Source organism: Labrenzia sp. THAF187b (assembly GCF_009363375.1).
Classification (GTDB): Bacteria; Pseudomonadota; Alphaproteobacteria; order Rhizobiales; family Stappiaceae; genus Roseibium; species Roseibium algicola.
The window spans coordinates 611,648-629,926 of record NZ_CP045344.1; the positions used below are offsets into that span (position 1 = coordinate 611,648).

Below are 18,279 nucleotides of genomic sequence, written 5' to 3' on the forward strand. Positions count from 1 at the left end.
CTTGATTTCTTCCGCGGCCTTGGAATGTTCATTATCTACGTTGCCCACCTACCATGGAACTGGTGGACGCTCTGGATTCCCGCCCGGTTCGGGTTTTCCGATGCGACTGAAATCTTCGTCTTCTGTTCGGGCATGGCCTCCGCGCTCGCCTTCGGCAAGATCTTCGACGTTCATGGCTGGGGCATGGGGGCAGCGCGCATCCTGCACCGCATGTGGCAGGTGTACTGGGCGCATATCGGCCAGTTCCTGGTCCTCGCCGTTGGCCTTGTCATGCTTCAGAACAGCGGTTACCTGGCTGAGTGCTGCGGCCTGGAAGAAAACTATGTCGCCTCGCTCAACCTCCTGCATCTCTATGACAACGCCGAGATGGCCCTGCCCGGTTTGCTGACGATGACCTGGGTGCCGAACTACTTCGACATTCTGCCGATGTATGTGGTGATCCTGTCGCTGATCCCGGCGATCATGCTTGTCGCCCGCTATTCGGTGCCGGGCGCTTTCGCGTTGTCGATCGGCCTCTGGCTGGCCGCCCAGTTCGACCTGCTGAGCCTGCCGGCCGAACCCTGGTCGGACCGGGAATGGTTCTTCAATCCCTTCGCCTGGCAAATGCTGTTCTTCACCGGCTTTGCGTTCATGCGCGGCTGGATACCGGCACCTCCCGTCAACAAGACGTTGATCGTGCTTTGCGCGGTGGTGCTTGTCGCCACGGTTCCCTTCGCCTACTTCCGTGCCTTTCAGGAAAATCACCTGAACCTGGTCTGGGCCCGTGAAATCCGCGAGATCATCAAGCCGCTCTGGATCAAGACGGAATTCGGCCTGTTCCGCTACCTGCACTTCCTGGCCCTTGCCTATCTGGCCTGGGTTGCTGCGGGCGAGCACGGCAGACGCCTGCTTGGACATGGCGAGATCTGGGGCCGCTTCGTACGCGTTGTCCAGAAGGTCGGACAGCAGTCACTGCCCGTGTTCATGGCAAGCCTGGTCATTGCCCAGGCGGCGGGCATCCTGCGTGACATGGTCTGGGGTCGCGGCGAATGGCTTCCGCAGATCCTGTCGAACCTGCTCGGTTTCGTGGCGCTGATTGCCGTTGCCTATGTGGCTGGCTGGTACAAGAGCCAGCCCTGGCGCAAGCCACCTGCGACCACCTCCACCGGACCGTCCGAACGACCGAAGACACCTCCGGCAGATGGCGGCGAACCTGCAGCCAAGGCAAAGCCCGAAACCCGGGAACCGGCCCTCACCTGATAAGGCGCCGGCCTGCTGCCCGACACAAGAACGTCCGCAGAAGTCCTGCTTCTGCGGGCGTTTTGTTTTGAAGGTCTTGCCAATGTGCGGAGCGTCTCTTCCGCCCCTTCACGGGACCGAACGATCAGCCTGTCGCCTGCTGCTGGTCCCTGCCGCTTTCATACACTGTCCGGTCCCGCCCGGCTTCCTTTGCCGCCAGCAAGGCAACGTCGGCCCGCGTGCGCAGCGTTGCAACAGACCCGCCCTTTGGCGTTGCGGCAATGCCGATGGAGACTGTGACCGGTGCAAGCACCGTGCCCCGGTGTGTCATTGTCGTCTTTGCTGTCTTCTTGCGGATGCGGTCGGCAATCTCGATGGCTTCGTTCCGAGAAATGGCCGGCAACAGCACCGCAAATTCCTCGCCGCCGAAGCGGTAGCACGAGCCACGATTTCCAACAGTTTCCGTCAGGACGCCGGCAAAGGATTGCATCACCATGTCCCCCGCGTCGTGGCCGAATTCATCGTTGAAGCGCTTGAAATGATCGATGTCGATCATCAGGCAGGTCAGTGGAGCAATCGTGTTGTCACGCCCCCGCTCGCTCAGGTCCTGGTCAAGCGAGCGTCGATTGAGCAAGCCCGTCAGCGCATCGCGCACTGCAAGCTGGGTCAGCCTGTCACGCAGCTGTAGATTTGCAACGGCGAGCGCCACGTTTTCGGCGATCAGTTCCAGATAGAGCTGTGCCTCCCGTATGGCGTCGCCGTCACCGGCAAGATCCTTGAAACTCAACAGACCGATGATGTCTCCCTGGGCTGTCAGCGGAACACACAGGACAGTTGAGGACGCGTCGGCAAGATGAGCGCAGTTGACGTCGTCGGTACCGTTGTGACTGCAATGCGCCCTGCCGCGGCGCAGGCCCCAGCAATCGTCGGGATTGAAGCTTGCGCGTGAAGGCTGCGGCGTCTTCCACGCTCCGGATTGTTTCAGCACTGTCCGCTGTTCGTTGAGAACATAAAGGCTTCCGGAAAGCTCCGGGAAGATTTGCGGTGCAAACCGGCTGACAACATCGGACAACTCATGCAGCTTCTGGCAGGCCTGCAGGCGGTGCATCATCTGCAGGATGAGGTCCTTCATCTTGAGATCACGTCTGCGCTCCGCATCAAGACGCTCCCTCTCAAGCCCGTTCTCGCGGAAGATATGGATAGCCGCGTTCAGCTCGCCGATCTCGTCGCGACGACCATCGAGTGGGACCTCGACCGCATAGTCCTGGGTGGCTAGCCGGTTGACGATACCTGTCATGCGGGTAAGCGGCAGCGCGACACGCCGACGAAGCACGAAGTAAAGAACGGCAATGAATAGAGCTGCGGTCAGTCCGAGCATTATACGTGCCGTCAGGCCAGCCCAATCGCTGCGCTGTCTGGCAAGTTCCAGCGCCGTGCCTGTGCGGGCATTGACCTGGTTCCGGAAGGTCTCGATTTCCTTCACAAGCCGGGAATGCAGACGATAGTGTTCGTCACCGAACAGGATCGCCTGCGCGCGCTCCGGGGTTCCGGTCTGGAAAGCTTCCAGGGCTTCAAGTTCCAGCTTCTCCAGGGCATCGATCCGCTCATCGATCTGCAGCAGCAAGGCAAGTTCTTCCTCGCTCGCGCCGATCTTCTCGGCATGGCGCGCCTGCTCCTCAAGCTGGTGTTCTTCTTCGTTTACCGTCTCGAAAACGCGCAGGTGCGCGGCGTCCCCGCGCATGATGTAGAGGCGCGCCTCGTCCGTTCTCAGTTCGGCGTCGATTTCGAGCTGCTGACCCAGCTGATCCAGCGCCAGGTGCTGTTCGACCGCAACCCGCTCATCCTGGGCGCTTTGCACGGACAAAATGAAGGCAATTCCGGACAATCCTGTCAGAAGAACGGTAATTCCATAGGCCCAATTGGTGATCGTGCTGATTTTCATACGAAACTTCCAAGACCGTTGCCTGTTGCCCTATGCCGTCCCCAGCGCATGTCACGATCTCCCACTGCCGGACCTTCCGTTCCCCGCAAATGCCTGAAGCTTGCGCCGGCCGGACGCCACACGTGTCATCTTGCGAGCACCTCTCCTTCGGGCAAGCAACCTGTGACGCGACCACGATGAGGGCATTGCACCACATAATTGTTGCCCCGGCAGGCGAGGCCTCTACGACGAAAGAATAATCTCTCGACTTGGTTAACCAAATTCGCAGTGCAATGCATGCATTAATTCCGGAAAAAGAAACAATGCCTGTCACTTCCTGCAAGCTGCATCCAGGTTGAACAACGGTTTTCAACGCATGCGTTCAACAAGCAGAAAGACACCACCATCTCCGGCTCCGGCTCCGGCATGAAGAAATACGACCTGAACACAAAAACACCGGCCAGATGGCCGGTGTCGCGTTCGTTTCACAGTCCTTGGTTGACGTCAGTGCAAAGACGCCATTTCCAGTTCTGCTTCAAAGGCATTGGCAACGGCAGCTTCGCGGCTGTCTGCCAGCAGGATCGGCGTACCGTCCGCATTGAGAAGCGCGTAAAGCGTCATGTTGTCGTGCAATGGCGGGACATCCGGAAACATTTCCTTCAGATCCCGGGCCTTGATCGGCTTGATATAGGCGACATCTCCGGTGCCCAGTTCGGTCAGTTCATCGACCGACATGAATTCGGAAAGTAGCGTGCGGTCTGCCCATGACGGGCTATTGGGGTTTTGCATCAGTCATTCTCCATATGTTGGCCGACGAGCGTTCATTCGCCGCTGGAGATTTCTATTTTTCTGATGACACGCTCCGGTTCCGGGCGTGCCAGGTCGATGGACAGAAGCCCATCTTTCAGGTCGGCTCCAAGGATCTCGATCCCCTCGGCCAGGACAAAGGCCCGCTGGAACTGGCGGGCGGCAATGCCGCGATGCAGATACTGCCGGGTCTTGTCGTCCACCTGACGACCCCGGATGACCAGCTGACTCTCTTCTACCGAGACTTCAAGCTGCTCTCGTGTGAACCCTGCCACCGCCAGGGTGATCCGAATGACATCGCCTTGATCTTCTGTTTTCGGAAGTCTCTCGATGTTATAGGGCGGATAACCGTCGTTGGCGGCCTTGGAGACGCGATCGAGCACGCGCTCGATATCGTCGAACCCGAGCATGAACGGGCTAGAAAACGCTGACATGCGTGACATCCTCAAAGTCCTTGTCGAAGCGACCTTGCGCCCGGACCCTTTCAAGGCATCCGGACCGGAACCAACCGGTTCCTTTCATGATTAAATATGGAGCTTCGTTAAAATTGATTCAAGGAGCCATGCTTTCACCCATTTTTGCTTTCACTGTTCTGTGAATTATTCAGGAGAATGAAGACAAAATCGGGTTCTGTTTCAAGAACTTCGTCAGAGCGGATACCGCCTGGCGAACTGTTGGTACATGGCGCTCGTCCTGATGCATGACCAGCCACCGCTCGGTTTCCATGGTGTCGAACGGGCCTTCGATGCGCATCAGATCGGGATAAGCATCGCCGACAAAGGTCGGCAACAGCATGCGGGCATTGCCTTTTCGTACGAGTGAAAGAGCAAGCGAGGCCTTGTTGACGGTGATTACCGCATCAGTGCCATGGTTCTCCTTCAGCCAGAGGCCCGTCGGCGAATGGGCATCGTCTTCCACCAGCCCGACCCAACCAAGCTCCGCACCCTTTGCAACCTTTGCAGCCTGATAGGCGGCATATTGGACCTTTCCAACCTTCTGTCCGGCCAACCAGGCCTGTTTGGGCCGGCTGTTGCGGATACCGATATCGATCTGCCGGCGAGCAATGTCCCGGTTTCTGAGATCCGCAAGGATTTCCGGCAGCCAGCCCGCGTCTGGGGTCCAGAAGGACGACAGGTTGTCGATGAGCAGCCGCGCGGTCCAGTCTCCCGCCGATATCCGGATCCTCCGGCGCAGGCCTTCTCCTTCTTTCCACGCATCGATGCTGCGGGCGGTCTGGTCCATGTCTTCCAGGTAGCGCAGGAGATCATGTGCGGCAGCGGTCAGCTGGTAACCTCGCGCCTCGCGCTCCACCAGGCGAACGTCGAGGCTTTTCTCCAGAGCGGCAACCCGGCGGCCGAGCGTTGCGGAACTGACGCCGGTCTTGTCAGCCGCACCGGCAAGGCCACCTGCTTTCGCGACAGCCAGGAACAGTCGAAGATCTTCCCAATCGATATTTCGTTTCATTTTTGAAATCTCGTTTTCAATTAGAAAACATGGGAATAGGCGCGTCTCGTGAGATTATCTGCAAATACCTCTTCAACAAAATCAAAATTGAAGGGAGCAGCAGATGCTCATCCCGTATTCCTTGCCGTTGCGAAAAAAACACTGTGTCAGCCGCCTTCCCGCCTGGGACGATCCTGTCAGATCACTCTATCCGCATCATGCGGAATTCTGGCCGCAGCAGATCCCGGAACATGTCCGGCTGCTCAAACTCGGAAAGAGGCTGGCCCGTAAACGACGCCGGCTGGCCGTAATGAAATTCCTGAGGATGTGCCTTGGTCACCCCCACAGACGGAAGAGGCCCCGGAGTATCTCCGAGGCCCCTTGCGGCGAACCGCCCGGCAAGCGCGCAACAGATCGTGGCTGCGCCGTACGGGCCCGTGTCACCGTTTCTCCGGCAGTACCGGCTACCTGACGCAGCTCAGTTCGCGGCCGGGATCAGGCGGCTGCCGTAGGGATTGTCGATCACCATCTTCCAGCTGCCATCCGGCTGCCGCCGCAACACGGCGATGGAAAGGCCTTCACCGGCCACCGGTTTTCCTTCCGGATCGGTGCCGGTCATCGTCCAGGGTGCGATGTGGACAGCAAGATCGCCTTCCACGATCACTTCGTGGCCGGAATAGGTGAATTTCGGCGAAACCGAGCGGAACTGGTGAAACAGTTCGCGCGCCAGGGCGCTGTCGGACACCGGGTTTCCGGGCTCGAAAGCAATGCTCTGGCTTGGTTCATAGGTCTGCATCACCGTATCGATGTCTCCCTTTTCAAAGGAGGTCGTCATTTTTTCGATAAGGGTAATGACGTTCTGTTGTTCCGGGCTCATGTCTTTCGTTCCTTCTGCGAGGCTGGGTTGGGAAAAGGTGACGACGGCAACTGTGGCTGCCATGGCTGCGAGGTGTTTCAACTGGGTCACGGAGGTCTTCCTTTCGATCGGCAAGGCGGTGCCAGTCCCGCCCGTTGCCGGGCTGGTTGATGCATTGTGCGATTACTGGCGGGTCTGGTTGCGTCAGTGGCCGGGGGACAGGATCTCGGTCAGCTGAACACGAATGTCTTCAGGGCAACGTTGCCGGGGAACCGCGTTCTGAAGTTCAAAGGCCTTCAGACCGTCGATCACCGATGCGACCTGCCGCCGGGCGTCGTGATAGGTTTGCGCCCCTCCGACGGAATTGGGATAGGATCCGGGTTGAATTCGGCCGGAAGCGACGGCTGCAGGAAGCCGCTTCGGACAATTGCATTTCGCCTCTGCCGAAACGATGCCGCAGTGGCGCGAGGTAAACGCCATCACTTCCTCCCGTGCCCGCGACAAACGCTTGCGGTAGGCCGCGGGAGCAATTTCCAGGATGCTGGAGGCTTCGCCGTGTTCCAGTTCCAGGATATCGCCCAGCACATAGGCCAGTCTCAGGTCCATGGTCAGACAAAGCAGCATGGCCATGGTGCAGGAAATCCTGAGTTCATTCAGCAGCAGCACATCGTCTGGCGCCTTTGGCGGTTCCGACACCAGGCCGTCTTCAAGGTCGGCTGCAAAGGCATCGAATGTCAGTCCGAGATCCCGGTCGCGAACCTTCTTGGCGCTCACCAGGTAGCGAACGGCCACGCGGTAAACCCAGGTCGAAAACCGGCTCTCGCCCTTGAAGGTTGAAAGTTTGGTCAGGATCAGGATGAGAATTTCCTGTGTCGCCTCGCGCGCATCTTCCGGATTGACCAGAATACGGCGGGCCAGATGATGGATCTGGTCCTGCACGCCCTCCAGAACTCGTTCCAGAGCAATCCTGTCACCTTCCTGGGCCGCCTGGACCGTTTCCGTTTTTACGCTGATTGCCGTCATGTCGTGTTCCGTCTCTTGGTGTCTCGTAATGTTAGAGAGCGCGGGGCTGGAATGTGTGACACGTTTTTTTCATTGCGATGCAGCTTGCGTGATCCGGCCGGAAAAGCCACTCTGCCGCTCCTGCCGACGGAAACCGTTTCCGGTCCCACGACTTTACGAGCACGACAATGACCCGCGACGAGTTTGACGCCTTCTGCAAAAAGCTTCCGGCAACCACGCATGTGATCCAATGGGGCAATGCATCGGTCTGGAAGGTTGGCGGCAAGATCTTCGCCATCTGCTCTGGTTGGGGGGAAGGCGATTTTCCACGGTTCAGCTTCAAATGCTCCGATATTTCCTATTCCCTGCTCACCCAGCAGGAAGGAATGATCCCCGCGCCTTATCTTGCCCGTGCCAAATGGGTGCAGATGGAAGAAGAAGGCGCACTGTCCGATGCGGACCTGAAGGCCTATATCGAAGCCGCGCACAAGATCATCGCGGCCAAGCTGACCAGGAAGCAGCAGAAGGAACTGGGTCTTGCCGGGTGAGATGGCGGGCAAATGGCGATCACTCGGCCTTCTGATGCTGGCCGAGATCGCCGCCATGAGCCTGTGGTTCATGTCCGCAGCGATCCTGCCCGATCTGACCCGTGAATTTCCCATATCCGACTTTGCCCAGGCAGCTCTTTCCAGCGCCGTCCAGATCGGCTTCGTCTTCGGCGCCGTCGCGTCGGCCTTTCTTGGCCTCGCCGACAGGATCGACCCTCGGCGGTTCTTCGCTTTCAGCGCGATCACCGCTGCACTGTTCAACGCAAGCCTGCTGGTGGTTGAGCCGGGTGGGCCGGTTTCAATCCTTGCGCGTTTTGCAACCGGCGTCCTGCTGGCTGGCGTCTATCCGGTCGGCATGAAGATCGCCGTCGGCTGGGGCCAGAAGGATCGCGGGTTTCTGGTCGGTACGCTTGTCGGCGCGCTCACCTTCGGGTCCGCCGCCCCTCATCTTCTGGCCTTGCTTGGTGGCACCGACTGGCGCTGGAGCCTGAGCGTTGCCTCTCTTGCGTCCGCTGCAGGTGGCGTGCTGTGCCTTTTTGCCGGTCTCGGACCGTTCCATGCCAAGGCGCCCCGCATGAAGATGAAGGCCATCTTCACCGCATGGACAAACCCAAAGATCCGCTATGCCTATGCAGGCTATCTCGGCCACATGTGGGAGCTTTACGCCATGTGGGCCTGGATCGGCGTTGCCCTTGCCGTTTCCTTCTCCGCCCATATGCCCGCAGAAACCGCGATCCCGCTGTCTCGCCTCATCGCGTTTTTGACCATTGCAGCGGGTGGTGCTGCCTGCGTTGTCGCGGGGATCATGGCCGACCGCGTCGGCAAGGCGAATATCGCGATTGCCGCCATGGTCATCAGTGGCACCGCCGCGCTCGCCTCGGCCCTCACCTTCGGCGGTCCCGTCTGGCTGACAATTCTGTGCGTCCTCATCTGGGGTGCCTCCATCCTGCCGGATTCGGCCCAGTTCTCTGCCCTTGTCGCCGACTACGCTCCGCCTGACCAGGCCGGCAGCCTGATGAGCTTCCAGACCGCCCTCGGCTTCGCGCTGACTTTCTTTACGGTCCAACTGACACCACTTGGCGCTGAGCTGATCGGCTGGCCCGGCGTGTTTGTCCTGATGGCGATTGGTCCTGCATTCGGGATATTGGGGATGCTCAGGCTCAAGCGGCTTTCCTGAACCGTGATCAGTTCATTGCCGTCGGCATCACCAGCTCGAACTCCGAAAATCCGAAATCCTTCCCGTTGATCCGGAGGCTGATCGCCTGTTTGCCACCGTAGTAGACACGTGTTGTGATCGGCCGGATAGCGTGGCTGCGGGACAGGGTCAGCCGCTCGCCCGGAGCCAGTGTCAACTTGGTCCATTTGAACACCTTGGGCGCCAGCGTGCCGTTGGCTTTCTTGAAATGGATCAGATAGTCGATCACCAGATCCTGCGTTTTACTGCTGGTCGAAACCAGCTCGATATTGAAGCCGACGGCGTCTCCATAAGCAATCTCTGACGTCAGGACCTGCGGGCCTTCGACCCGGATCTCCGGCGGATTGAGCCCGAAGGCTTCCAACGTTTCCGTGTGGCCCTGCTTGATCAGCGACCGGCAGGCGTGACGCACGAGTTTTTCACGGTTCCTGTCCGCCCCCTTCAGCCAACGTTTCGCGATATCGGCCACCAACTCAGGATGGTCCTTGGCGATATCATTGAGGTGATTGGCGACGGACCGGCGAACATAGTCCTCCGGGTCGTCCTTCAGGGCTTCCAGAAGCGGAAGAGTGGGTGTGGGGTCGGCCACCAGAGCCTGGAGCCGCATGCCCCACGGCAGGCGCGGCCGGGTTCCTTCGGAAACCAGCCGGCGGACATGGACGCTCTCGTCCTTCACCCAGGGCGCCATGATGGCGAGTGCCTGGTCCTGGTCCCTGGCCAGGAAGGGGCGCACGTCGAATTCGGCCGTAGCCCGCTTGGTCATTTCCTTCAGCAGCACGAACGAAGCCTCGAAATCATCCAGGCCACTTGCCGCGACGACCATGCCGAGCGGCATCATGCCCCATCCTCGGATACCCTGCTCGTCGCTGCCCCTGTCGAAGGCGACTTCCGTCATCGGATGCAGCATGGCCTGCAGGATGGCAAAGCGGGCAGGCAGCTGCCGTGGCAGATGATGATCCAGATGCCTCGCGATCAGGGCGGCACGCTGCTTGAGTTCCAGGCTGTCCAGCTCTTCCAGGATATCCGCTTCAAAGCCCAACCGGTCGAAACCGGCATGATGTTGCGCGACATGGCCGCCGATGCAGCGCACCAGATCCGGTGAAATGTTGTTCTTGAAGGGTTCCAAAGGTTTCTCCCTGAAGCGGTTTCGAGGTGTTTGCCAGAGCTTCCGAAGGAGTTCCAGACATCTCCTGCCGCTCTCCTGACAAGCACCGTCAGGAGGATGTTCGAATGGCCAAAAACAAAAAGCCACCCCGGTTGCCCGGGGTGGCTCTGTCCTGGTCCGGCGGCCCTCGTTAAACCGCCTCGCCTGACGTTTCCTGATCAGTCGATCCGCCGTCCGGTTTCAGCGTCAAAGTAGTGAACGTTTTCCGGAGCCGCCCGCAGATAAAGCTTCTCGCCCGGCTCATGACGGGCATGGCTCGACACGCGAACCAGGATCTCGTCCCCGCCATCGGCAAAGCTGGAATAGAGATAGCTTTCCGCGCCGACCGGCTCGAGCACGTTGACGCTGGCTTCCAGATGAAGGCCTTCGCCTTCACCGGGTGCAGTCACCACTTCGAGATGCTCCGGCCGAATACCGATGGTGTAGGCATCACGGCCCTTTGCATTGGCACCTTTGAGGCCGGTGCCGGTTGCAAGAGCAAGACCGTTCCCATCCGCCTTGACCTTCAGCAGGTTCATGGCCGGTGAACCGATGAAGCTGGCTACAAAGGTGGAGGCCGGCTTGTCGTAGACATCGATCGGCGCGCCGATCTGCTCGATGTTGCCGCCGTTCAGAACCACGAGACGGTCTGCCAGTGTCATCGCTTCCAGCTGGTCGTGGGTGACGTAGACGCTGGTGGTGCCGAGCGAGCGTTGCAGGCGCTTGATCTCGACGCGCATCTGCACACGCAGCTTGGCATCAAGGTTGGACAGCGGTTCGTCGAAGAGAAAGGCTGCCGGTTCGCGCACGATGGCGCGGCCCATGGCAACGCGCTGGCGCTGGCCGCCGGAAAGTGCCCGCGGCTTGCGCTCCAGGTAGTCGCCGATTTCCAGGATGCGCGCGGCTTCCTTGACCCGGCGGTCGATCTCGTCCTTGGCCATGCCGCGGTTTTTGAGGCCGTAGGCAAGGTTGTTGTAGACCGACATGTGCGGATAGAGCGCGTAGTTCTGGAACACCATCGCGATATCGCGATCCGCCGGATCGACGTTGTTGACGACGCGGTCGCCGATCTTGATGTCGCCGGTGGTGATTTCCTCAAGGCCTGCCATCATGCGCAGCAGTGTGGACTTGCCGCAGCCGGACGGGCCGACCAGGACGATGAATTCACCGTCCGCGATGTCGATGGAAACGCCTTTGACCGCTTCCACACTGCCGCCGTAGACCTTGCGGACCTTGTCGAGAGTTATCGTTGCCATTTATCTAAAAACCTCACTTGTCGCTCTCGACGAGCCCTTTGACGAACCAGCTCTGGAAAATCACCACGATGAGCACCGGCGGCACGATGGCGAGGATCGCCAGTGCCATGGCCTCGTTGAAGTCCGGGATCTGGGCTCCGACCCAGACCTGCAGGATCTGCTTGATGCCGCGAACCAGGGTAAACAGGCTCTCGTCGGTGGTGATCAGCGTCGGCCAGAGGTACTGGTTCCAGCCATAGACGAACATGATGATGAAGATTGCCGCGATCATGGTCTGCGACAGCGGTACCAGGATGTCCTTGAAGAACTTCCAGGGACCGGCTCCGTCGATGCGGGCGGCTTCCAGAAGTTCGTCCGGTACCGACATGAAGAACTGCCGGAAGAAGAAGGTGCCGGTTGCCGAAGCGATGAGTGGCACGATCAGGCCGGAATAGGTGTTCACCATGCCGAGGGACTGGACGATTTCGTAAGACGGCAAAATGCGCACCTCCAGCGGCAGCAGGAGCGTTGCGAAGATCACCCAGAAGCAGAGGGTTGCCATCGGAAAGCGGAAATAGACGATGGCATAGGCCGCAAGCATGGAGATGACGATCTTGCCGATGGCAAAGCCAAGGCCGAGGATCATCGAATTCTTGAGCATGACGAAGCCGTCGACTTCCTTGGTGAAGCCACCGGCCTCGAACAGGACCGTCTGATAGTTCTCGAAGAACTTGCCACCCGGCGTGAACTGGATGCCTTCCTTGTAGATGGTGATCGCATCATGGGTGCTGGTCAGAAACGCCAGCACGACCGGAGTGACCATGAAGAAGACGCCGAGAAGAAGAATGACGTGATCCGAGATCTGCAGTTTTTTCATCGTCGCCTCCCTTATGTGTAGTGCACGCGCCGCTCGATCAGGCGGAACTGGATGATTGTCAGGATGAACACCATCAGCATCAGGATCACGGACTGGGCCGAGGACCCGCCGAGGTCGTTGCCGCGGAAGCCGTCAAGGTAGACCTTGTAAACCAGGGTCACCGGGTTGTTGCCGGGCTCGTTCTTCACGATGACGTCGATGATGCCGAACGTGTCGAAGAAGGCGTAGGTGATGTTGATGATCAGCAGGAAGAAGCCGGTGGGTGCCAGCAGCGGGAAGGTAACGGTCCAGAAACGCCGGAAGCCGGACCGGCAGTCGATGCTGGCGGCTTCCTGAACGGATTTGGAAATGCCCTGCAGTCCGGACAGGAAGAAGATGAAGTTCACCGGGATCTGCTTCCAGACGGCAGTGACGATCATGGCGAAGCTGGTGTCGAAATAGCTTACGCCGATCTGCATCTTCCAGCCGAACAGGGCGAACAAGTCAACGATGGGGCCGACATGCTGGTCGAACAGAAGCACGCCGATCAGGCCGGCGACGGGCGGCGCAACCGCATAGACCCACATCAGCAGGGTCTTGTAGGAAGACGCACCGCGCAGAACCTTGTCTGCCTTGACCGCCAGCAGAAGAGCAAGCCCGAGCGACAGGAACGTTACGAAGAAGGTGAAGACCGCCGTGAACCGCGCCACCCGGCCGTAGTCGGTCGAGGTGATCATGTCCTTGAAATTATCGAGCCCGACGTAGGTCGAGCCGAAACCGAACGGATCTTCGAGATAGAAGGAGGACTGGATCGCTTGCGCGGCCGGCCACAGGAAGAAAACCGTCACGATGCCGAGCTGCGGCAGAAGCAGCAGGTAAGGCAGCCACGGAGACTGAAACTGGACTTTTTTCATTATTTCGTTTCTCGACCACCGGGAACGATTGGCGCCGGCCTCCCCTTGTGGGACGACCTGCCCGAAACATCAGGCATTGGATCTAATGCCGGAGGCTTCATTCATTTCGCTGCGGATCGGCATCCGACCACCCAGCCCCCTCTGGCTGAATGTCGGTCGATCCGGGCCATAAACGCATGATATTCGGCTGAATTGGTATGCGTATACAGCCACGCTCAAAGGTCGATAGGGGCGCAAGGCGCCCCTATCGGTCTGGCGACTAAGTCGAGCTTAGTTGCTGGTGGTCTTCGCGAAACGCTCAAGGAGCTTGTCGCCGTCGGCCTTGATGGTCGCGAATGCGTCGTCAACGCTGGTCTCACCGGAGAAGACCTTGCCGAGTTCGCGGTTCATGACGTCGCGGATCTGGACGTAGAAGCCCATGCGGTAGCCCTTGGTCCACTCGCCGCCTTCCAGGGAAAGCTGCTGGATGCCGACTTCAGCTGCCGGAGTGCGCTCGTAGTGGCCGTCCTTCTTGGCCAGCTCATAGGCAGCTTCGGTGACCGGCACGTAACCGGTTTCCTTGTGCCACATGTACTGGACTTCCGGAGAGGTCAGGTATTCGAAGAACGATGCAACGCAGTTGTTTTCTTCAGCCGGCTTGCCGGACATTGCAAACAGAGCCGCGCCACCGATGAAGGAAGCCTTGTTGGCGCCTTCAACTGCTTCCCAGTAAGGCAGGTAGGTTGCGGAGAACGGGAAGTCGACCGTGTCGGCGATGCCGCCGAAGGACCCGGAAGAACCGATCCACAGAGCCACTTTACCTTCGTTGAACGGGGTCTGGTTGTCACCCCAGCCGGTGCCGTAGTAGCCGAACAGACCTTCGTCGAGCCACTTCTTGGCAGCCTTGAAGTGGTTCTTGATCGGCTCGCCGAAGACCAGCTCGGTGCCTTCTGCGCCGTCGTAACCGTTGTTGTTGGTTGCGAACTGCAGGTTATGACGGGACTTGAAGTTCTCGACGAATTCCCACGGCAGGTGCGACTGAACGAGCGGCACGTAACCGGCTTCCTTCAGCTTCGGAGCGATTGCTTCGAACTCTTCGTAGGTCTTCGGAGCTTCGACACCGGCCTTCTTCATCGCATCGTCGTTGATGTAGAGGATCGGAGCGGAGGAGTTGAACGGCATGCCGATCATCTTGCCGTTGCTGTCGGCATAGAAATAACGGACACCGGCGATGTAATCTTCGATGTTGAACTCGGCACCGCTCTCGTTGAGCAGGTCTTCAACCGGAACCACAGCACCCTTGGCACCGATGATGGTGGCGGCGCCAGCGTCGAACACCTGCAGGATGTTCGGCTGTTCGCCAGCGCGGAACGCTGCGATACCGGCGGTCAGGGTTTCTTCGTAGGTGCCCTTGAATACCGGCGTGATCTGGCAGGCGTCTTGGGATCCGTTGTAGCCGTTGGAAATTTCGACAACCACTTCGCCGAGCTTGCCGCCCATGGCGTGCCACCAGGTGATGTCAGTGGCCGCATAAGAAGCGGAGGACGTGCCCAGGAGGGCGGCCGCAGCCACGAGGCTGGCGACGGTCTTGCGATAAGCCATGTTCATTTGCTCCCATCTAGCAGGGCGTCTTTGCCCCGGTCAGCAGTTGGTTCTCTCTCGGTGCCGAAATGGCTTCATCGGCACCCGAAACGATAACGCCTGCGTTTCGTATTGTTTTCATATGAACGTTATATGACGCTCATATGAACATTAAAAGACGCCTTGACCGCGTCCGCAAGAGGGAACGCAGGAAATTTGAAGAATCCCGACCCTTGATGGGATCCAGGGCTGCATTTCCGGCGGAAGCCAAGTTCTCGTCCGACAGCAAAAGCGTGCCCCCGGACACGGCTCCACCCTTGCCGCAATCCCGGTTAATGCTGGACTTTTTGCAGAATTTAGTTGGCTCATATGAAACTGTTCAGTCGTTCATATGAACTCTTGGTGACATTCACCGGCCTGTGGAAAGTGCAGATTTTTTCAATCGCCTGCAGGCCCGAAGCCGGAGCTGCGGACCCGGCAAGGCACTTTACGGGTGCTTGTCAGATACCTTTATGACGCTTTTGGCGCCTCAGGCGTCCTGTCCGAAGATCCGGCGTTTCGTGCTTTCGGAAGAATGCAGGATCTTGTTGTGGAGATAATGCTTGGCCCGCTTCTCCAGAAACCGGAAGGCGTATTCCAGCTTGCCCTTGAGGCTCCGCCGGGGCTTCGGCCCTGGCGTCAGGTGTTTGTGGATCCGCCCCTCGTCGCAGAGCTGCTGGACCCACTGCTTTTCCGCATCCCAGTCGTGGGTGTGCTGCTTGCCCTGATGGGTGAAGCCGAAGAGGTGAATTTCGGCGTCCGGCAGAACATCCAGGAATTCGGCGATGATGGACGCACCCGATGTCGGGTTGCTGCGGTCGAACGGATCGAATCTCTTCAGGTGTTCCCGCGCCTTGTTCGTCGGGCCGAACCCGAGATAACGCGGCTTGCATTCGCGCGCGAACAGCCAGTCGACCTCGCCGTTCTCCTTTATGTCGTTCACCCAGACTTCCGGCGCGCGTTCCAGGGCAAGCGGGTTGATCCGCTTCGACATATAGACCCGGGCCCGGTTGAGCATCAGAACGTCGATCCGCTGCCCCGCAACCCCGAGAGCCGGCGCACTGTTGAAGCGCAGCACCAGGTCCGCCTTGTCGATTTCCGGCGCATCGGCCTCGGAAATCGGTCCGTTGCCGACGATGGAAATCGTCCTGATCTTCCGGCCGTCCAGAAGGCTGCTGGTCATTGGTGCTTTCCTGCCTGTTGTGCCGGGCGTATAGCAACCCGGCTCGTGCCCGGCAACGGCTGTTTGGAATGGATACTGACCGTATCCGGTTCCGCAAACAGCTTCCATGAGTTAGGCTTTGCTCAACCGATTGCTACAGACGATCCTTGCATGTCCTTGAAATTCTCCTCCGTCTTTCCGTTGAAACACGCCCGCGCGCACGAAGTGTGCGGCGACAGCGCGTTGAGCTTTGCCGCGATCGCCGCCGGGATGGCCAAGGGGGCCGTCGTGTGGATTTCGGAAGACTGGCGCCCGACGGTGAACCCGGAAGGCCTTGCGGCCTACTGCGATCCGGGCCGGCTGCTTCTGACCCGCGCCGGCAACCAGCTGACTGCTCTGGCAAGTGCGGAAACCGCGCTCAGGTCCGGCGCGGCCGGGCTGGTGGTGGCCGAACTTTCCGGCACCGTCGGACTGACGGAGGGCCGCCGGCTGCAGCTGGCGGCCGAGGCCGGACGCACCACGGCCATCCTGCTGATCCCGGAAGGCGCGGGCAGCAATGCCGCTGAAACCCGCTGGCGCAGCACCTGTCTTCCGGCCCAATCCGCCCCGTCTTCCGGTCTTGCGCCGGAGCCTCGTCAAAATGGTCACGACTCGACTCATTGGCGCTGGTCGCTTATAAAGAACAAAATAGGAACATTGTCGGAATGGGTAGTACGTTGGGATGCAGCGGCGCATCGTGTCATTGTGGTTTCCGAGGCTGGCGGCTGAGCGCTCCCTGCGTGCCCGGCCCGTCGACGCACCCTTTGCGCTGAGCCTCTTCGACCGCAATTCCGAGCGCCTTTACGACCTGTGTCCGCGTGCCGAAAGCTTCGGCCTCAACCGCGGCATGACGCTGGTTCACGCGCGCAGCTTCTGCCCCGGTCTGCTGACCCGCCCGGCGGACCCGGCCGCCGACCAGCGTTTCCTGAGGCTGCTGGCCCGATGGGCGACCCGCTACTGCCCCTGGGTCGGCCTTGACGGGCGCAACGGCCTTTTTCTCGACATCACCGGCTCGGCCCATCTGCTTGGCGGCGAGGAACCGCTGCTGGACGATATCCGCGCCCGGCTGGCCCGGGCGGGGCTGACCGCCCGGCTCGGCCTTGCCGATACCCCGGGAACGGCCTGGGCGCTGTCCCGGTTTGCCGAAGGCATCGCCGGGACCGGCGAGACCCTTGCCCGCATCGGCCCGCTGCCCTTGTCGGCCCTGCGGCTGTCCGACCAGACCTGCACCAGTCTGGAACGGCTCGGCATCGCCACGGTTTCGCAGCTTTACAATCTGCCGCGCGCCACCGTTGCCCGGCGGTACGAACCCGACGTCCTGCGCCGCCTCGACCAGGCGCTGGGGGCGCTGCCCGAGCAGATTTCTCCCCTTGGCGAGGAACCGGGCTTTGCCGTGCGCATGACCCTGCCCGACCCCATCGGCCTTCTGGACGATGTCATGGCCGCCGCACGCCGGCTGACCGCGCATCTGTGCCAGCGGCTCGACACCGCGCAGAAGGGCGCACGCAGCCTGAAGCTGACCTTTCGCCGGGTCGATCAGGAAAACCAGGCGGTGGAACTGAAGCTCGCCCGGCCGATGCGCGACCCGGAACGGATCCTGGCCCTGTTCGAGCGCGGGGTCAGCGCGGTGGATGCGGGCTATGGCATCGACATGATCCGCCTGGAGGCAACCGAGGTGGAACCGCTCGGCATGCGCCAGCTGGACCGCACCGAGGGCCTGGAGAAGGACGGGCTCGACGATCTCATCACCCAGCTCGGCAACCGGGTGGGCCTCGACAACATCCTGCGGTTCCAGCCGGTCGACAGCCACATTCCCGAGCGCAGCTTCAAGCTGGTGCCAGCCGCCTATAGCCGCCCGGCGCAAGCCTGGCCCGCCAACCGTCCGCGGCCGATCCGCCTGTTCGCGCCCGAGCCGATTTCCGGCACCGGCTTCGAACCGCCCCGGCGCTTCCGCTGGCGCGGCCGGGCCCTGACCGTGTTCGAGGCCGAGGGGCCGGAACGGATCACCCCCGCCTGGTGGGACCTGGACGACAGCTGGGCCAAGGGCCTGCGCGACTACTGGCGCATCGCCACCCACCAGGGCCAGCGCCTGTGGCTGTTCCACACGCCCCAGCACCCGGCCTGGTTCGTGCAAGGGGAGTTCGGCTGATGGGCTTCCGCAGTTCACGCCTTGCCTCTATCGCCTTCCCGGTCCTGGGCTCGCAGATCCCGGGCTCGCAGATCCTGGGCTCCCCGGTCCCGGATCTCCGCTGCGCTGCGTCCGGGATGACGATGGAGAGGATGGTTGTTGTTCCGGCCCTCCCCGCCCCTTGCCCGGTGTCACCCCGGACGAGCATCGCG

The 18,279-nt window shown here is 60.3% G+C and carries 17 protein-coding genes; 5 read left to right on the forward strand and 12 right to left on the reverse strand.

The features are described from left to right. The first annotated feature begins 24 nt into the window (after positions 1–24). Positions 25–1,239: an OpgC domain-containing protein gene (locus FIV03_RS02835; RefSeq protein ID WP_152508606.1), complete on the forward strand. Its 1,215-nt coding sequence runs from the start codon at positions 25–27 to the stop codon at positions 1,237–1,239. Between the two features lie 124 nt (positions 1,240–1,363). Here the strand turns inward: FIV03_RS02835 and FIV03_RS02840 are convergent, their stop codons facing one another. The 6 genes from FIV03_RS02840 to FIV03_RS02865 form a co-directional block, all read right to left on the reverse strand. Then, positions 1,364–3,160, reverse strand: coding sequence for a diguanylate cyclase (locus FIV03_RS02840; RefSeq protein WP_152508607.1), 1,797 nt, complete (start codon positions 3,158–3,160; stop codon positions 1,364–1,366). Positions 3,161–3,643: 483 nt separating this feature from the next. Continuing rightward, complete coding sequence (locus FIV03_RS02845; protein ID WP_031268868.1) at positions 3,644–3,928, reverse strand: DUF1150 domain-containing protein; 285 nt, start codon at positions 3,926–3,928, stop codon at positions 3,644–3,646. A 32-nt stretch (positions 3,929–3,960) separates the two neighbouring features. Continuing rightward, entirely contained in the window at positions 3,961–4,389 is a 429-nt protein-coding gene (locus tag FIV03_RS02850; RefSeq protein ID WP_006934007.1) for an Hsp20 family protein, read from the reverse strand. A gap of 160 nt (positions 4,390–4,549) precedes the next feature. Further along, positions 4,550–5,410, reverse strand: a complete 861-nt coding sequence (locus FIV03_RS02855; RefSeq protein WP_152508608.1) for a LysR family transcriptional regulator — start codon at positions 5,408–5,410, stop codon at positions 4,550–4,552. Positions 5,411–5,867: 457 nt separating this feature from the next. Then, on the reverse strand, positions 5,868–6,356 hold the full coding sequence (locus tag FIV03_RS02860) for a DUF4440 domain-containing protein (protein WP_152508609.1): 489 nt from the start codon (positions 6,354–6,356) through the stop codon (positions 5,868–5,870). Positions 6,357–6,449: 93 nt separating this feature from the next. Next, on the reverse strand, positions 6,450–7,268 hold the full coding sequence (locus FIV03_RS02865) for an RNA polymerase sigma factor (protein ID WP_152508610.1): 819 nt from the start codon (positions 7,266–7,268) through the stop codon (positions 6,450–6,452). Between the two features lie 167 nt (positions 7,269–7,435). On the opposite strand from FIV03_RS02865, the gene FIV03_RS02870 reads away from it, so the two are divergent. Together FIV03_RS02870 and FIV03_RS02875 are read left to right on the forward strand one after the other, a co-directional pair. After that, positions 7,436–7,795 carry an MmcQ/YjbR family DNA-binding protein gene (locus tag FIV03_RS02870; protein WP_055657337.1) on the forward strand — a complete coding sequence of 120 codons (360 nt, stop codon included), beginning with the start codon at positions 7,436–7,438 and terminating at the stop codon, positions 7,793–7,795. Continuing rightward, positions 7,785–8,972, forward strand: a complete 1,188-nt coding sequence (locus FIV03_RS02875) for an MFS transporter (protein ID WP_209009842.1) — start codon at positions 7,785–7,787, stop codon at positions 8,970–8,972. Before FIV03_RS02870 ends, FIV03_RS02875 begins: the two co-directional genes overlap by 11 nt. Before the next feature lie 7 nt (positions 8,973–8,979). Here FIV03_RS02875 and FIV03_RS02880 read toward each other — a convergent pair whose 3' ends face one another. From FIV03_RS02880 to FIV03_RS02905, 6 genes are all read right to left on the reverse strand, one after another. Next, on the reverse strand, positions 8,980–10,116 hold the full coding sequence (locus tag FIV03_RS02880) for a DNA alkylation repair protein (RefSeq protein ID WP_152508611.1): 1,137 nt from the start codon (positions 10,114–10,116) through the stop codon (positions 8,980–8,982). A gap of 197 nt (positions 10,117–10,313) precedes the next feature. Then, entirely contained in the window at positions 10,314–11,390 is a 1,077-nt protein-coding gene (locus tag FIV03_RS02885; RefSeq protein ID WP_022999631.1) for a sn-glycerol-3-phosphate import ATP-binding protein UgpC, read from the reverse strand. 13 nt (positions 11,391–11,403) lie between these two features. Further along, positions 11,404–12,246, reverse strand: a complete 843-nt coding sequence (ugpE, locus tag FIV03_RS02890; protein ID WP_022999630.1) for a sn-glycerol-3-phosphate ABC transporter permease UgpE — start codon at positions 12,244–12,246, stop codon at positions 11,404–11,406. A gap of 11 nt (positions 12,247–12,257) precedes the next feature. After that, positions 12,258–13,139: an ABC transporter permease subunit gene (locus FIV03_RS02895; protein ID WP_055657334.1), complete on the reverse strand. Its 882-nt coding sequence runs from the start codon at positions 13,137–13,139 to the stop codon at positions 12,258–12,260. 270 nt (positions 13,140–13,409) lie between these two features. Next, positions 13,410–14,720, reverse strand: a complete 1,311-nt coding sequence (locus FIV03_RS02900) for an extracellular solute-binding protein (protein ID WP_031268865.1) — start codon at positions 14,718–14,720, stop codon at positions 13,410–13,412. Positions 14,721–15,228: 508 nt separating this feature from the next. Beyond that, positions 15,229–15,921: a hypothetical protein gene (locus FIV03_RS02905; RefSeq protein ID WP_152508612.1), complete on the reverse strand. Its 693-nt coding sequence runs from the start codon at positions 15,919–15,921 to the stop codon at positions 15,229–15,231. A gap of 150 nt (positions 15,922–16,071) precedes the next feature. Between FIV03_RS02905 and FIV03_RS02910 the strand changes: the two genes are divergently transcribed. Together FIV03_RS02910 and FIV03_RS02915 are read left to right on the forward strand one after the other, a co-directional pair. Continuing rightward, on the forward strand, positions 16,072–16,668 hold the full coding sequence (locus FIV03_RS02910) for a hypothetical protein (RefSeq protein ID WP_022999626.1): 597 nt from the start codon (positions 16,072–16,074) through the stop codon (positions 16,666–16,668). Then, positions 16,622–18,088: a DNA polymerase Y family protein gene (locus FIV03_RS02915; protein ID WP_022999625.1), complete on the forward strand. Its 1,467-nt coding sequence runs from the start codon at positions 16,622–16,624 to the stop codon at positions 18,086–18,088. The genes FIV03_RS02910 and FIV03_RS02915 overlap by 47 nt, the downstream gene beginning before the upstream one ends. The last annotated feature ends 191 nt before the right edge of the window (positions 18,089–18,279 follow it).

Coding starts and splice junctions, on each gene's coding strand:
- FIV03_RS02910 (WP_022999626.1), top strand. CDS start 16,072: ATGTCCTTGAAATTCTCCTCCGTCTTTCCGTTGAAACACGCCCGCGCG.
- FIV03_RS02895 (WP_055657334.1), bottom strand. CDS start 13,139: ATGAAAAAAGTCCAGTTTCAGTCTCCGTGGCTGCCTTACCTGCTGCTT.
- FIV03_RS02855 (WP_152508608.1), bottom strand. CDS start 5,410: ATGAAACGAAATATCGATTGGGAAGATCTTCGACTGTTCCTGGCTGTC.
- FIV03_RS02885 (WP_022999631.1), bottom strand. CDS start 11,390: ATGGCAACGATAACTCTCGACAAGGTCCGCAAGGTCTACGGCGGCAGT.
- FIV03_RS02900 (WP_031268865.1), bottom strand. CDS start 14,720: ATGGCTTATCGCAAGACCGTCGCCAGCCTCGTGGCTGCGGCCGCCCTC.
- FIV03_RS02865 (WP_152508610.1), bottom strand. CDS start 7,268: ATGACGGCAATCAGCGTAAAAACGGAAACGGTCCAGGCGGCCCAGGAA.
- FIV03_RS02840 (WP_152508607.1), bottom strand. CDS start 3,160: ATGAAAATCAGCACGATCACCAATTGGGCCTATGGAATTACCGTTCTT.
- FIV03_RS02835 (WP_152508606.1), top strand. CDS start 25: ATGTTCATTATCTACGTTGCCCACCTACCATGGAACTGGTGGACGCTC.
- FIV03_RS02915 (WP_022999625.1), top strand. CDS start 16,622: ATGCAGCGGCGCATCGTGTCATTGTGGTTTCCGAGGCTGGCGGCTGAG.
- FIV03_RS02870 (WP_055657337.1), top strand. CDS start 7,436: ATGACCCGCGACGAGTTTGACGCCTTCTGCAAAAAGCTTCCGGCAACC.
- FIV03_RS02850 (WP_006934007.1), bottom strand. CDS start 4,389: ATGTCACGCATGTCAGCGTTTTCTAGCCCGTTCATGCTCGGGTTCGAC.
- FIV03_RS02905 (WP_152508612.1), bottom strand. CDS start 15,921: ATGACCAGCAGCCTTCTGGACGGCCGGAAGATCAGGACGATTTCCATC.
- ugpE (WP_022999630.1), bottom strand. CDS start 12,246: ATGAAAAAACTGCAGATCTCGGATCACGTCATTCTTCTTCTCGGCGTC.
- FIV03_RS02845 (WP_031268868.1), bottom strand. CDS start 3,928: ATGCAAAACCCCAATAGCCCGTCATGGGCAGACCGCACGCTACTTTCC.